The sequence below is a fragment of the Streptomyces ochraceiscleroticus genome (genome assembly GCF_000720485.1).
Classification (GTDB): domain Bacteria; phylum Actinomycetota; class Actinomycetes; order Streptomycetales; family Streptomycetaceae; genus Streptomyces; species Streptomyces ochraceiscleroticus.
In genome coordinates, this window is record NZ_JOAX01000053.1 from 13,461 (window position 1) to 26,667 (window position 13,207).

Below are 13,207 nucleotides of genomic sequence, written 5' to 3' on the forward strand. Positions count from 1 at the left end.
CGACCTGCACCGGGCACGGTGGGCCGGGAGCGGTACGGCGGTGGTGTCGGTGTCAGCCCTGGGCGTGTTCGTATTGGACGTGCTGCTGCCCGCAGCCGGCGGCCAGGTCGTGGAGGGTCTTCACCTCCGTACGGTCGGCGGTGAGCTCCCAGCGGAGTTTGGTGCCCACCCAGTCGGCGAGGTAGATGCAGCGGGCGTCGGCCGAGTGGGAGGCGCCGGAGTACCAGGCTTCGGCCAGCGGGACCATGTGGTCGATGTCCAGGCCGCGAGGGTCGGTGACGGTCTGCTGGTCGTAGTAGCTAAGCCACTCGCCCGACACGATCTTGCAGCGGTCGCCCTTGTCCACGGGCTTGCGTGACTCGGCGATGAGCACTTCGTTGCGGGTCGAGCAGCCGTCGCGGTCCTCATCGATCCAGTGGCGGAAGCTGGTGCGCTGGTAGGTCCAAACCACCCGCGCGTAGGACGTGCTCGAGGTGGGAGGGCGTGTCCGGCCCTCCTCCGTCAGCAGGCCGACGACGCGCCCGCTGGGCCGGAACCGGCGCGCGGTCCGGACGGTCTCAGCTATGTGAGGACCCTTTCCCCCGGCGCCGGGCGGAACGGCGCGGCCTGCGCTTGTGGCACGTCTGGATCGTCCTCCCGGCTGTCTTCCTCACCGCGGTCGTCACGGCCGCCGGTGTGTTCTTCACCGTCTGGGCCCTGCTGGGCTCTCAGGGCCTCAAACCCGAGTCCCAGCTCACCGCCAAGACGCTGTTCGACCTGGTGAAACTGTCCTTCGGGGTGGTCGCGGGAGCCGGTGCCCTGGTGGCCCTGGTCGTGGCCTACCGGCGCCAGCGGGTGGACGAGAACGCCGCCCTGCGGGATGCCACCCGGCTGCACACCGAGCGGTTCACCACCGCCGTCTCCCAGCTCGGCCAGGAGTCCGCCGCGGTCCGCCTGGGCGGCGTGCACGCCCTGGCGGGCCTCTCCGACGACGCCCCCACCCGCGCCCTGCGGCAGACCTGCATCGACGTCCTGTGCGCCTACCTCCGCCTGCCGTACACCACCGAGGTCGATCTCCCGCCGGATGACATGGAAGCTCGGCACGCGTACCAGGCCCTGCGGGAAGTCCGGCACACGATCATCCGCCTCATCCGCGACCACCCACACTCCTGGCAAGGCCACGACCTGGACTTCACCGGCGTCGCCTTCGACGGCGGCGACCTCAGCCACGCGACGTTTTCCGGTGGCACGGTCCGCTTCACCGGCGCGAGCTTCTTCGGCTGCACGGTCGACTTCACCGGCGCGACGTTCTCCGGCGGCACGACTGACTTCGCCGGCGCGACGTTCTCCGGCGGCACGGTCGACTTCTTGGACGCGACGTTCTCCAGCAGCACGGTCGTCCACTTCCGCGCAACGTTCTCCGGCGGCACCGTCTACTTCACCGGCGTGCCGTTCGCCGGCGGTATGGTCGACTTCACCGGCGCGACGTTCTCCGGCGGCGCGGTCGACTTCACCGACGCGCGGGGTGACAGTCCACGTGGCCTGGTTCCGCGACCTCGGGAGCCCATGCCAGTTGGACTGGCCTTGCCCTCGGCATGGCATCCAGACTCGCCCTGAGCCGAGGCCAGAAGGTGTGGCCGCAGTGCACCGACAGTCCAGGACAGCGGCCACCGGGCTGCCCGCGCGCTGCTTGCTCGCGACCAGGCGCCCGTAGTGACTCCCAAGCTCATCGACATTGATGACGGGCCTGGCCCGGGAAGTGACTTCCGGAGTTGTCCTTTGACAGCGAAGTTAGTCGGGTGGAGTGCGCTGACCAGGGGCGACTGGGTTGGATGTCAAGGAGAGGCTGGCCATTCACTCAGGAGATGCCAGACAGCGGTTGAGAGTGAAGGCCGTATATGAGGATGCTTGCATGGCAATTAGCGCTGGTCACGGCTCCGCTAGCAGGCGAGGCTTTTGCCTCATGGGTCGACCGGATGGCGCGGCTGAATAGGTCTTCGCCAGCAGCGGTCGCAGATTCTGATGGGCCCCTGGCGTGGGAGCTGTCAGTTGAGCCTGGGTGCGTCATCGCTTGATCGATCCCGCCCCGGTGACGCACCCAGGCACGCTCCTGCCCGTCGGTTGTAGTACCCGACGGGCAGGAGCGTGACGACACGAAGGAGGCTGAACTGTTCACCCCTCAGCGACTGTCGGCTAGCTGAAGTCTCCTATCGAACCTGGAAGGGTTCGGGTGGGACACCCCGGCAACGGTCATCGTCAGGCGAAGCGCATCCCAGGACGATAAGGGTGCGTTCGATGGGGTCTACCTCGCAGTAACTGCCGCGCCGGGCATGGGCGCTAGCTTGTCGGCTTCGGCGACGGCGGCGTTCCAACTGAACTCGTTGTTGTCGCTGAAGTAGTAGTAGGTGGCGCCGTTCGGCATCATCGCGACGGTGATGCCGCCGTATCCCGACATGAATGGTACGTAGAAGGGGCTGGTGTAGGCGGGGTTGTCGGCGGAGGTGAACTCGCGGCCCCAGAAGCCGTTCTGGTACTTCATGGGCTTGGTGCCGGTGGTGGTCATGCCCCGGTCCTCCGGTGTGCGTTGCATGGTGGCCGCGAGCAGTGTCGGGTCGAGTGTCTGTGTGCCGTTGACGGCGCCGTGGTCGTTGTTGAGGAATTTCGCGAACTTGGCGACGGAGTCCTGCGTCCAGAACATGCCGTAGCCGCCGAAGGGTGCTCCGCCGGGGCTGTTGTCGGTGCGCGAGGGGACGAGGGAGTCGGGCCCGACGCCGATGGGTTCGAGCACGTCGTCGCGGAGCATGTCGAAGATGTCGGCGTCCGAACCGGCCTTGTCCTGCAGGTAGTTGTTCATCGCGCGGGTGGCGAGGAAGGTGTCCGAGGTGTGGTAGACCCACTTGCTGCCGGGGCTGACCTTACGCGGGAAGGACAGGGCGAGTCGCATCTTGTCGCTGTAGGGCTCGGATGCGAAGAAGTCCGCCATGGTGCGGCCCGATTCGTCGGTCTCGTAGCCGGGCGAGGTGTAGTTCCCGGTGCCCATGTCGAGGGTGTGGTCGAGGGTGACGCCACTCCAGGCAGTGTTGCCAGCGGTCTCGGGGATTCGGTTGGAGAGATTCTCCTGGGCCACGGCCGGGCCGTAGCGCTGCGCCAGACGCAGCATGGCTGTTCCCGCGAACGCCGACTTCGCGGTCGAGTACGAAGGCAGAAGCATCTGGCCGCAGAACGGGTACTCCCCCTGCCGGGTCCGGCAATTGCCCACGTAGTGGACTCCGCCGAAGTAGAAGCCGAAGGTGCTCAGCGCGGACGGCGTGATGCCGGAGCCGAACTTCGCCACGTCCACCCCACTGTCCGGGTAGTCGGTGGCCAGCGCCGAGATGGGCTTGGTCGGGAGCCGGTCCCCGACCTCGGAGGCGTACTCGTCGCGCAGGTTCTCGGCGCCGTCGACGGGGCCGGGCCGGCAGTCGGCCGGTACCTGGCCCCACATGTCGAACTGGAAGTACTCGCAGGTCTCCGTGGTGATGTGGCAACAGGAGGCGCCGAAGGCCGACGCTCACGTCTCCTCGGCAGACACGAATCCACTGGGGGCCTTTCGGCCTTCGCTCCGGGTCGCCCCCGGGCAGAGCGTGCTGGAGCAGAGCACGATGCTCGTGGGCGGGGTGCTCGTGGAGCATCTCGGGCCCGCCCTCGCCCAGACCGTCGGGACTTTCCTTGGGAGTGTCCTTGCGGACAGCCGGTTCCACGTCGTGCGCGAGAGTCCGTTCACGGACAAGTATCTGCCGCCCCCCTTCCGGCGCCTCCACGCCGTGCGCAGCGTCGTCGACTTCCACGACCCCGAGATCGCTCATGATCTCGGCCCCGGTGGCTTCGCGTATGCCTCCGCCCCTACAGACGCGGAGGGGAACAAGAGGCCCAAGGACACGTCGTTCAAGGCGTCCGGCTTCGACATGGAGCTGTGGCGGTTGAAGGACCACGGCTACCCCAGGACACGCATTCCTGACGGGCTGCTGTATGACCTGGTGGACAGCGTCCTGGCCGTGCAGGCGGAATACCAGCTCCAATGCGTCTTTGTGGACCGGGAACTTGCCAACATCATCGGCAGCCGGGGCAGGGAAGAGCAGTGGCTGTATCAGAAGACCGCGGACTGGGCCGTTGAGCGGGCCAGGGCTGAAATGGAGGCGAAGGAGAAGAGCAGCGCCTTCTGGGGCTTCGTGGGGGACATCCTCGGACTGGTAAGCGCCGCCGCCGGCGTCCTGGCGCTCATCCCGATCTTCACGCCGCTCATGGCTCCCATCGCCATCGTCACCGCTGTCACTTCGATGGGCGCGCACGCGGCAGCTGTCTCCATCGCGGGGAACTGGGACGATCCGGCCGCGATCGCTGGTCTCGCAGCGGACACACTGGCTGCCATCCCGGCGGTCGGCGCCGTGGCCAAGGGCGCCAGGGCTGCCTGGGCCGCGGCCCGCATGAACAAGGTCGCCAACGTCATCGTCAACCAAGGCGGGCGGGCCTTCGCCGGGGCGATCGCCGGCAAGGGCGCCTCCGATGCCTCACACATCTTCGACTACATCGGCCAGAAGGGCGCCCAGGTCGTCAAAGGCACCGTCAGCCAGGGCCAGATCGCCGGGAAGGTGCTGCAGGGATCGGTCAGCCTTACCACCCAGGTCCCCCTCGTCATCGAACTCTCCACCAAGACCGCCGTGGACCAGCAGGCAAAGGACGCAGCCACCGGCACGGCACTGACCGCCAATGTCGGCCACCGTGGGCGAATGGGACGTGGTCGGTGCCCTCGCGAAGAAACCCAACATCAGCGTCGAACGCTTCAGTCGTTTCTTCAGCCACCGGTAGACCACAGCCCGGAACCGGGTACCACCTGTAAGAGCGGGCTCCACCGGCCGCCGGGCCCGAGCGACCCGGCGGCCGTATGGCGCGACACGCTATGAGTCTGACGCCGGACATGCAGGTGCTGGCCGCAGGCGTCGGCTGGAACAGTCTTCCCTGCCGTTTCGTCGGCGGCTTCGTCCGCGGCAGCCGGTACCGCGCAGGCAGCGCCCGTGCTGGAGACCTTCACGGGGTGAGGCACGCTGACGGTGCCGTTTGGTGTCATCTCGATCACGGCGGACTTGCTCGGCCCGGGAGAGGGCGGCGCCAGCGGTGCTTTTGCCCCCAACAACCGGGGCGGGAGCGGTGGTGGCAGCGACGAACACGTGTGCTGTCGGCTGCCGGTCAGCCTCAACCAGAAGCCGCAGAGGACGGTAGGCGACTCCGGCCACGGCGCGCTGGCCCCGCCGGGTACGTCGGCAAGCGTGGGCACTCCGGGCCTGCTCGGTGGCGGCAGCCCAGGTTCGACGCCGTTGGTTCGTTCTGCTGGGGATGCGTGAGCGTCAAGGCTGCAAGCAAAAAGACGAGTCGCACTGAGCGGTGCCTGCCCAGGGACGAGTGGGTTGCGTGGGACATGAATGCGTCACTGTTGCGGTGAGGTGACCCGATGCCTTCCCCAAGCGGCATACGTGCACTGACGTGGTTGTCCGGAAAATGTCACCCTGCGGCATGGCGGGCTGCGTCTGCCGCCCAAGCTGGTCATGGACACGCTCTGCCGGCACTGGGCAGTCGCCGCCACCAGGAGGTTGCGATGCTTCGTCAGCTCGCCGTCACACTCGGCGCCGTGATGCTCACCGTGGGGGCCACAGCGGCCCCAGCCCTAGCTACTGGCAGTGAGGTGGGGGCGCAGGCTGCCAGCAGCTGCCCGCCGGGGCAGGAGTTCATGCCGCACGGCGGTTCTCCCGAGAAGTTCATCCACTGCTCCTCCGACGGCAGGCCGTACGTCCAGTCATGCCCAGCGCAATTGTTTTGGAATCTGAAACTGCTGACATGCGACTACCCCTCTAGTGTCGTGAAGCAGCCGACGCGTCTCTCGGCAGGCACGGCGACGCTCCGGCTGGTTCCGCCGGGACTGCGGAACCTCAATGCCACCGTCACCTGGGGCGGCGGCCAGCCCGTCCCCTTGGGCACGGTGGACTTCACGACCACCACAGGGCAGCGCCTGTGCACTGCGGAAACCGACTTCGCCGGGCGTACCTCCTGCGACGTCAGCGGGCGGCTTCCCGTGCAAGAACTCCTGAACGGCTACACCGCTACCTACCGCGGACATCAGCCCCTGAAAAGCTCGACCGGTCACGGCACCGTGAGGGTCCTGCGGTCCCGGTGACCAGGCCCTCTGGGTCCGTCATGGGCTAGCGTCGGCTCGGCGGGCATCCGCACCATGATCGACACCTATCACGTACCGGGCCGGTATTGCGGCACGGACAGGCGAATTGCCGCAGACTCAAGCCGCTGTCGCCGGGTTGCAGGAGCGCGGACCTCAGCGAGGCAAACAGGGTGTGCGCGCCTCTTCCGACCGGCATGATCGATTGTATGGGGAGCAGCGCGTGGGACGCCGTCACCAACGAGGTGTTTTGGCTGGGGGACGGAGTGGCCGGCCTACCGGCGGGGCTCGCCGGCGAGCGGTACTTGTGTCGTTCGTGCGGCCAGGCATTGATTCTCAAAGGCACGAAGCCGGACGCGAAGGTGCTTCCGTACTTCTCGCATCCCGGTGACAAGGGGTGTGCGCATCCGGAGCTGGAAGCACAGATCGACGCGGACACCGAGGTGGTGATCCGGTTCCGTGACATGATCCGCGCGATCCCGGGGTTCAGCGCGACGGTGGAGAGTCTCGGGGAGAATCCCAAGGATCCGTCGGGGCTGCCGCCGGTCATCATCGCCTGCCACGGTGAGACGACCGTTGCCATCGAGCGGCCTGGTTCCTCTCTGCCGGCTCTGATGTGCTGCGGCGCCGTATCCAGGCGGTTCGCGAGCATCATGGCGGAGCGGAGCATGTGTGGTTCCTGCGCAGGGACCCGCATCAGTTCGGCAAGCTCCGTGAGCTGAATGTCTGGTATGACGGCCGGAAGGACACGCACCACTGGTGGCGCCCACCGAGCAGCAGCAGGCCATCGTTGCCCCCGGGGGCAACGTGTACTGGCTCGATGGCCAACTGGTTCTTGTCCCCTACGGTGTGCACTGGTTCCAGCACCCGGTTCGACCTCAGCAGGACTGGACCCGGTGGCCGAAGTGGCGCCGTGATCCGCGCAAGGACTGGCGGATCAGCAAGCCCCGTCCGGCGCCGGACGCCGACTGCTGGGGGCTGGTGCCCATCGAGCTCTCGTCCCTGACGCGGTCCCGCGCGGTCTTCCAACCGTCCAAGGCGCACCGGGTGATGGATGTTCTCTACGCCTCGCAGGAGTCTCGGTATCGCTGGCGCAACCGACAGGCCGGAAAAATCTACGACGAACGCCATCGGCCGCCCCTGCCTGCGCCCGAACCTGAGAAAGCCGCCACCACGCCGACGCCGAACCGCAACGTGCCAGCAGATGAGCCGCCGCCAACGTCGCCGCCTCGTGTCGAGGAGGTTGTCCCCGAGCCGAGAGAGCCGGCCGCGGTGGAGGACGCTACGGCTGACGGCAGCGGGTCCGATGCGCCGCCTGCGGTCGCCGTACCCCCACGGCCGTCGCATCCACCCCGCATCGTGCCTGCGCAGCCCGTTCCCGTTGCTGGCCGCTGGCACAAGGTCCTGCGCATGTTCCGCGGTCGTCGCAGCCGCTGAGTTTTAGCTGCTGAACCGAGTGCGCAGTTCCTGAAGTCGGGCGGCGGCGCCGCAGACTTCGCAGGCGTCGGCGGCCGGGCTCTGGAGTGCGGCCTGGGCCCGGGCGGTGGTGAGCGCTGCGGGGGCCTTGCACAGCGGGCAGCCGGCGCGGTGCACCCGCACCGGGCGGGGCTTGGTGGAGTCGTACGTGATGCGGAAGCACTCCAGCAGCCACCATTCCTTTACCTCCGCGTCCGGCATCGATGCGGGAAGAGGGGCGGGGCGGGTGGCTGGCGGCCGGTGCGAGCCCGTTTGAGCGCCTGGCGGTCCCGCTCGATGGGCACGCCGTCGTAGGAGACGCCGTCGATGGGCCGCACGTGGGAGGCCGGTGCGCTGAAGATGATGTCCGCCGGCTCGGCCAGGTCCCGGCCGCCGACCTGAGCGTCCGCCCACAAGGTCACAGAGACCTCGTAGAACCAGGCGGTGGTGTTGCCTTGCCAGCGGCGCAGGAGTCGGCCGACCAGTTCTTGCCCGTCGTGCAGGACGATCCGGATCGGCGGTGTGGGCGGCTCGGACGGCAGCTCACCGTCCGCGAGCGACCTCGACTCCTCGTCCATGGCGCTATGCCGCGTCCGCGTCGTCGGCGGGGGTGTCGTGGACGTGCTTCAGGGCACTGCGGGCAGCGACCACGTCGGGGCCGGAGGGGTGTCCCAGAATCGGACTTGCGCGGCTAACTACTTGCCCAGCCAAAGTCCGTGACACCTACTCACCGCGTGCTCGCACGCACGACAAGCAAGAATTTGCCATGTCCACTATAGAACCCGGTCCGGACGTCCCGCAGCCGGCGGAGGCGCAGTCGGCCCAGACACCGGAATCACCGCGCGAGTCCCCCGCCAACCGTTCGCGCAACGACCGTGCACTCCCCTGGGCCCAGCTGGGCGTCGTCCTGCTATGCGGGCCACGGCTCGTAGTACGGCACCTGGCCCCGGCTCCGCTGGCGCAGCTTGCCGATGCCGCCCTTCGCCGTCGCCTTGATCGCGGTCGCCAGCAGCGTCAGCGTCGGGTCGATGCTCTTGGAGCGGGCCATCGCGTCCAGGAACTCCCGGCCGCGTCGTACGCGGGCCCTGCCACGTCCGGGTGATAGCCGCCTGCCCGGCGAACCGAGGGCCGGCCTCCCGCGTCTGGCTGGCCATCGAAGCGATGACGCACCTGCCCGAGCCCGGCTTCGTCGTCCTGGAGGTGACCGCCGCGGACGAACAGACAGCCGCGGCCGCCGCCCAGGCCGTCAGCGGCCTGTGGTGGTCCAGCGGCCCCTCGGCGCCGTACCGGACACCTGGTGAGGACTGCGTACGGGTACGCGTCTGCGCCGACGTACGCTGCGACCCGGAAGGCCGGAGCTCTAGAAGGCCGCGCCACGGGCCTGCTTCGGCGGCCACGGTCGGCCTTCCCGAGGTGCACCGCATAGATCACAGCCGGTCAGACCGCAGGAGGCTGCACCCAAGGCGCGAGGCGTTCCCCAGCGGCCAGCTCACGCCAGTATCGGAAAACGGTGCCCTGGACGATGTCGAGCTGCCGAGCAGCGATCAGGCAGGGGGCCCGATCCGAGCCTCCAGCGTCCGCTTCGAAGGCAAGGACGACAGGTGGCGTCTCCCCGACCTGGTTGGCGACCAGCCGCACCTCGCCCGGCGTCGGTGCACGGAAGACCGGATCGTGGAAGCTGGCCGGGCACCTGACCAAAACCGGGTCGGCGAAGACCAGCTCCAAGTGATGGACGTACGAGATGTCGTGCCCGGCACCAAGTCGCAACCGGCCCGCGTTCCACTCCACAACGTCCCAGTCCCACCAGGCCCCCTCGGGAAGCTGGATCACCACGTGGCCCTTGCTCATGCTCCGGCCTCCGGGATGACCAGGCCGAATGCGTGCAATCGAGGAAGGCAGACCTTCAAGCAGGCTTCCACCGAGGCCGCGTCCGTCCGCACCAAGAGGTCCTCGCGGAATGGGGCACCGCTCGCAATGAACGTCCATGGCTTCACGCCCGCGCGCATGCGCTCGGCATCCGCCTTGAACAGAACCGTGACCCCCTGCTCGGCCAACGGCTCCATGACCCACACCACATCCACTGAGCCCCCTTGTGCCCGTAATCGAACGGCTAGCAAAGCTACACGGTCATCTCGCCCCCCTTGACTAGCGCCGTCAGGCATGTGTGGTGGTCCAGCGGCCCCTCGCGCGGACACTCGGCGAGGACGGCGTACGGGCAGGCATCTACGCCGACGCACGTCGTGCTCCAGACGGCCGCGAACTGTACAGAAGGCCGCCACGGCTCCAACTCAAGCGGCTGCCCCCAAAGGGAAGCAGCCCGCTACCTTTCCCGCCTTCGGCCGCGCCGCCATCCTGGAGGCAGTGCCGGACTGGCCAGGGAGGCGGCGACGGGCAGGACCAATGGCAACCGGAACAGCGAGCAGCACGAGTCCGGCGACATCCCCGACACCGGCAACGGCCAGGGCGACATGGGCGGCGGCGCACCCGCCGACGACGAGGATGACTGACTCCCTCACGGCTCTCGCCGAGGAACAACGCCGCCGGTGCGCCGACGAACTCGAGGCGCATTTCCACGGCCAGACCTGGCTGCGCGAGGCATTCCTTGCCGTGCCCCGCGAGCACTTCGTCCCGGATCGTGTCTGGTGGCCCCAGCGCGGAGCTGACGGCCGCTATCCGCTGATGGACCGCAGCCGCCGCCCTCGCCAGTGGCTCAAGGCCGCCTACCGCCCCGGCGCTCCGCTGATCACCCAGATCGATGACGGAGCCGTGCTACCGGAGGCCCCCGCCAGCAGTGACGCCTTCACCTCCTCCATCTCCTGCGCCCGCGTCGTCGTGACGATGCTGCGCCACCTGGACCCGCAGCCCGGCGAGACGATCCTGGAGATCGGGGCCGGCACCGGCTACAACACCGCCCTGCTGTGTCACCGTCTCGGCGACCAAGCTGTTACCAGCATCGAAGTCGATGCCGGCCTCGCCGCCACTGCCGCCCACCACCTCAAATGCCTCGGCCTCCACCCGCGCCTGGTGACCGGGGACGGCACGGAAGGGCACGCGGCCAGGGCACCGTATGACCGGCTCCTCTCCACCGCCTGCGTCCAACGCGTCCCCACCGCCTGGACCCAGCAGGTCCGCGCCGGCGGCCGCCTCCTCACCCCCCTCACCACCCCCCTGGGCACCGATGCACTCCTCACCCTGACGGCCGACGGCGCGGGCGGGGCCACCGGTCGGCTGCTCACCGCCGTCAACTTCATGCTGCTGCGCAGCCAGCGCGAGCGTCAGCTGTGGAAGGAGCTGGGCTGGCCCCGCCTGGCCGACTTCCACGTCCGCATCGACCACGACGGACAGCACATCGGCGTACCGCCCCCGTAAAGTCCCGCTCACGGCGCTGTAAGGTCTCGTCTTTCATGTCGGAATCTCACGGCTGGTGCTGGATGGAAGTCGGATGCGACGTGGCGCTGAGACGTGCAGGTCGTGCCTGTACCTCGTTCGCGTTGAAACGCCGACGCCTGGAAGGACACGGCCGCGCCGGGAACAGCCAGCCCGGGCGACACTGTTGCATCAGCCGAGGCACCGGCGCCGCACGGGCGGGAACACAAAGACCACAAGGTCGTCCGCCTGCCAGGATCCGGGCCTCGGGATCGCGGTACGCCCGCCGCGCACTCGGAACAAGACGGATTTCTGCAGGAGGACTGTTTCATGACTGACCGGCCCTTGACGCTCATGGCCGTGCACGCCCACCCCGACGACGAGGCCACCTCGACCGGAGGAGTCCTCGCACAGTACGCGGCGGAAGGCATCCGCACGGTTCTCGTGACGTGTACCGACGGCGGCTGCGGTGACGGGCCGGGAGGTGTCAAGCCGGGCGATCCCGAGCACGATCCGGCGGCCGTCGCCCTGATGCGCCGCCAAGAACTTCGGGAGAGCTGTGACGTCCTGAAGGTCAGTGATCTGGAAATGCTGGACTACGCCGACTCCGGAATGATCGGCTGGCCGAGCAACGACGCCCCCGGATCCTTCTGGCAGACCCCTGTGGAGGAAGGCGCCGCCCGACTCGCGGAACTCATGCGGCACTACCAACCCGATGTGGTCGTCACCTACGACGAGAACGGCTTCTACGGCCACCCCGATCACATCCAGGCCCACCGCATCACGATGGCGGCGCTGGAGATGACCACGCTGACACCGAAGGTGTACTGGACGACGATGCCCCGCTCGGGGATGCAGCGGTTCGGCGAGATCATGCGCGAGTTCCATCCGGACATGCCGGAGCCGGATCCTGCCGAGGCCGCCGCGATGGCCGAGATCGGCCTTCCCGACGATGAAATCACCACGTGGGTGGACACCACCGCATTCAGCGGTCAGAAGTTCGATGCGCTGGCCGCGCACGCCAGTCAGGGCGAGAACATCTTCTTCCTCAAGATGGGCAAGGAGCGGTTCGGCGAGTTGATGGGCATGGAGACCTTCGTACGCGTCAAGGACGCCACCGGCGCGGCCGTACCCGAGAACGACCTCTTCGCCGGACTGCGCTGATCCGCCCGTCCGGCCGAGGCCCGAGAAAGATCATCGGCCGCACGGCGCGAACCAGCGGGTCATACACCCGGAGGCTTGTCCACGCGAGTTCCGCTCCGACCGCGTCAGGCCCTCGCCAGCGGCGTCCACGCGTGCCCGCACTACCGACCCGACACCGCGCTCATCCCCAAACCACCTGACAACCGCACACGTGGGAGGCCTGCGCGCTGCTGACTCCGAAGGCGGGCGATAGCCCAGGTCACAAGCCCGGCGGTCTGCTCCGATCAAGACAGACCGCCGAGGAAGTGACACGAAGCTGAGACTCCGATGTCCGACACGCCGTAGGGCCGATCAAGCGTCCGCGACCCGAGCAGCCAGCAGCTGGGCGCGGGTGTAGGTGGTCGAACCGTCCTGCGGCGTGGTGCGCAACAACTCGAACAGCCCGCGCGGCGGCTCGGGCGCCCCGGGGTCCACCGCTGGGGCAGCGATGTCCTGGAGCAACATGTCCAAAAGCTGGGCGAGCTTGTGGCAACCAGTGCCGGAATAGCCCCAACTCGCCCCCCAGCCTTCGTGCTCGGGCGCGAACCACAACTCACCGTCCTCAGTGCGAATCCAGCACGTATCGCCGCTGACGGTCAGCGCCGCGAGCAGCAAGGTAGTGGGCAGGCGCTGCAGCGCGAAGGTGAAGATGTCTTCGCCCTCGGTCCCCGGCGAGCGACGCAGCGCCGGAACGCCGGTGACCGGGTCATGCAGCAGGACGTCGGTCTCGGCGTCGCGGACGTTGTCCAGCAGCTCGTGTTCCAGGACGGTCGGGGCCTGGTCGCGGTCGGCCGGCACCAGGCGTTCGGCCCATTGGCGGGCGGTGGCACAAGAGGCGGGACGCACGCTCACGGCGGCGCCGGTGTGCCAGTCCGCCTCGCCTAGGGCCCGCTTGCATGCCTGTGTTCGTACCTTTCCCACCGCGGCGGCGAGGAGCTAGGCGGAGGCCGGCGAGGACGCTCGGGAGACGGTCACCACGGCAGGAGAGGAGTGGCCTGTTGCCCGCAACGCATCGCCGGTTGC

The 13,207-nt window shown here is 68.2% G+C and carries 15 protein-coding genes and 1 pseudogene; 8 read left to right on the forward strand and 8 right to left on the reverse strand.

Annotated features, from left to right (window positions below; all coding sequences use genetic code 11):
• Positions 1–52 precede the first annotated feature (52 nt).
• The gene (locus tag IG84_RS0136725; protein ID WP_051862854.1) at positions 53–451 is read right to left on the reverse strand and encodes a hypothetical protein; all 399 of its coding nucleotides are present in this window, start codon (positions 449–451) and stop codon (positions 53–55) included.
• Positions 452–612: 161 nt separating this feature from the next.
• Here IG84_RS0136725 and IG84_RS0136730 point away from each other — a divergent pair, with 161 nt between their 5' ends.
• On the forward strand, positions 613–1,596 hold the full coding sequence (locus tag IG84_RS0136730) for a pentapeptide repeat-containing protein (RefSeq protein WP_245659724.1): 984 nt from the start codon (positions 613–615) through the stop codon (positions 1,594–1,596).
• 685 nt (positions 1,597–2,281) lie between these two features.
• Here the strand turns inward: IG84_RS0136730 and IG84_RS0136735 are convergent.
• Positions 2,282–3,463, reverse strand: coding sequence for a serine hydrolase domain-containing protein (locus tag IG84_RS0136735; RefSeq protein WP_051862855.1), 1,182 nt, complete (start codon positions 3,461–3,463; stop codon positions 2,282–2,284).
• Between IG84_RS0136735 and IG84_RS0136740 the strand changes: the two genes are divergently transcribed.
• The 4 genes from IG84_RS0136740 to IG84_RS41420 all read left to right on the forward strand — a co-directional run bounded on the left by IG84_RS0136740 (position 3,462) and on the right by IG84_RS41420 (position 7,618).
• Positions 3,462–4,919, forward strand: coding sequence for a hypothetical protein (locus tag IG84_RS0136740; RefSeq protein ID WP_031067618.1), 1,458 nt, complete (start codon positions 3,462–3,464; stop codon positions 4,917–4,919). The genes IG84_RS0136735 and IG84_RS0136740 overlap by 2 nt on opposite strands.
• Before the next feature lie 689 nt (positions 4,920–5,608).
• Positions 5,609–6,184 carry a carbohydrate-binding module family 14 protein gene (locus tag IG84_RS0136745; RefSeq protein WP_051862856.1) on the forward strand — a complete coding sequence of 192 codons (576 nt, stop codon included), beginning with the start codon at positions 5,609–5,611 and terminating at the stop codon, positions 6,182–6,184.
• A 206-nt stretch (positions 6,185–6,390) separates the two neighbouring features.
• Positions 6,391–6,903: a hypothetical protein gene (locus IG84_RS0136750; protein ID WP_031067621.1), complete on the forward strand. Its 513-nt coding sequence runs from the start codon at positions 6,391–6,393 to the stop codon at positions 6,901–6,903.
• 37 nt (positions 6,904–6,940) lie between these two features.
• Positions 6,941–7,618: a hypothetical protein gene (locus tag IG84_RS41420; RefSeq protein WP_157849010.1), complete on the forward strand. Its 678-nt coding sequence runs from the start codon at positions 6,941–6,943 to the stop codon at positions 7,616–7,618.
• 3 nt (positions 7,619–7,621) lie between these two features.
• Here the strand turns inward: IG84_RS41420 and IG84_RS0136755 are convergent, their stop codons facing one another.
• The 3 genes from IG84_RS0136755 to IG84_RS40945 all read right to left on the reverse strand — a co-directional run bounded on the left by IG84_RS0136755 (position 7,622) and on the right by IG84_RS40945 (position 8,684).
• A complete protein-coding gene (locus IG84_RS0136755) occupies positions 7,622–7,858 on the reverse strand; it encodes a DUF6233 domain-containing protein (RefSeq protein WP_031067625.1) in 237 nt (78 codons plus the stop codon).
• Positions 7,840–8,214 (reverse strand): hypothetical protein, encoded by a 375-nt coding sequence (locus IG84_RS0136760; protein ID WP_051862857.1) that lies wholly within the window; start codon positions 8,212–8,214, stop codon positions 7,840–7,842. The genes IG84_RS0136755 and IG84_RS0136760 overlap by 19 nt, the downstream gene beginning before the upstream one ends.
• A 332-nt stretch (positions 8,215–8,546) precedes the next feature.
• Positions 8,547–8,684: a hypothetical protein gene (locus IG84_RS40945; protein WP_342668496.1), complete on the reverse strand. Its 138-nt coding sequence runs from the start codon at positions 8,682–8,684 to the stop codon at positions 8,547–8,549.
• 113 nt (positions 8,685–8,797) lie between these two features.
• On the opposite strand from IG84_RS40945, the pseudogene IG84_RS42505 reads away from it, so the two are divergent.
• Positions 8,798–8,965 (forward strand): annotated as a pseudogene (locus IG84_RS42505) (DUF6207 family protein); the annotation flags it as partial.
• Positions 8,966–9,073: 108 nt separating this feature from the next.
• On the opposite strand, the gene IG84_RS0136770 reads toward IG84_RS42505, so the two are convergent.
• Positions 9,074–9,484 (reverse strand): hypothetical protein, encoded by a 411-nt coding sequence (locus IG84_RS0136770; protein ID WP_051862858.1) that lies wholly within the window; start codon positions 9,482–9,484, stop codon positions 9,074–9,076.
• On the reverse strand, positions 9,481–9,717 hold the full coding sequence (locus IG84_RS0136775; protein ID WP_051862859.1) for a hypothetical protein: 237 nt from the start codon (positions 9,715–9,717) through the stop codon (positions 9,481–9,483). The genes IG84_RS0136770 and IG84_RS0136775 overlap by 4 nt, the downstream gene beginning before the upstream one ends.
• Positions 9,718–10,135: 418 nt before the next feature.
• On the opposite strand from IG84_RS0136775, the gene IG84_RS0136780 reads away from it, so the two are divergent.
• Entirely contained in the window at positions 10,136–11,005 is an 870-nt protein-coding gene (locus IG84_RS0136780; RefSeq protein ID WP_031067636.1) for a methyltransferase domain-containing protein, read from the forward strand.
• 327 nt (positions 11,006–11,332) lie between these two features.
• Positions 11,333–12,166: a PIG-L family deacetylase gene (locus tag IG84_RS0136785; RefSeq protein ID WP_031067639.1), complete on the forward strand. Its 834-nt coding sequence runs from the start codon at positions 11,333–11,335 to the stop codon at positions 12,164–12,166.
• A gap of 330 nt (positions 12,167–12,496) precedes the next feature.
• Here the strand turns inward: IG84_RS0136785 and IG84_RS0136790 are convergent, their stop codons facing one another.
• Positions 12,497–13,036, reverse strand: coding sequence for a hypothetical protein (locus IG84_RS0136790; RefSeq protein WP_157849011.1), 540 nt, complete (start codon positions 13,034–13,036; stop codon positions 12,497–12,499).
• Positions 13,037–13,207: the final 171 nt, after the last annotated feature.

What these genes read in the sequence shown, in the direction of transcription:
- IG84_RS0136785 (WP_031067639.1), top strand. Translation starts at nt 11,333, where the DNA reads ATGACTGACCGGCCCTTGACGCTCATGGCCGTGCACGCCCACCCCGAC.
- IG84_RS0136745 (WP_051862856.1), top strand. Translation starts at nt 5,609, where the DNA reads ATGCTTCGTCAGCTCGCCGTCACACTCGGCGCCGTGATGCTCACCGTG.
- IG84_RS0136755 (WP_031067625.1), bottom strand. Translation starts at nt 7,858, where the DNA reads ATGCCGGACGCGGAGGTAAAGGAATGGTGGCTGCTGGAGTGCTTCCGC.
- IG84_RS0136770 (WP_051862858.1), bottom strand. Translation starts at nt 9,484, where the DNA reads ATGAGCAAGGGCCACGTGGTGATCCAGCTTCCCGAGGGGGCCTGGTGG.
- IG84_RS0136735 (WP_051862855.1), bottom strand. Translation starts at nt 3,463, where the DNA reads ATGTGGGGCCAGGTACCGGCCGACTGCCGGCCCGGCCCCGTCGACGGC.
- IG84_RS40945 (WP_342668496.1), bottom strand. Translation starts at nt 8,684, where the DNA reads ATGGCCCGCTCCAAGAGCATCGACCCGACGCTGACGCTGCTGGCGACC.
- IG84_RS0136760 (WP_051862857.1), bottom strand. Translation starts at nt 8,214, where the DNA reads ATGGACGAGGAGTCGAGGTCGCTCGCGGACGGTGAGCTGCCGTCCGAG.
- IG84_RS0136780 (WP_031067636.1), top strand. Translation starts at nt 10,136, where the DNA reads ATGACTGACTCCCTCACGGCTCTCGCCGAGGAACAACGCCGCCGGTGC.
- IG84_RS0136750 (WP_031067621.1), top strand. Translation starts at nt 6,391, where the DNA reads ATGGGGAGCAGCGCGTGGGACGCCGTCACCAACGAGGTGTTTTGGCTG.
- IG84_RS0136740 (WP_031067618.1), top strand. Translation starts at nt 3,462, where the DNA reads ATGTCGAACTGGAAGTACTCGCAGGTCTCCGTGGTGATGTGGCAACAG.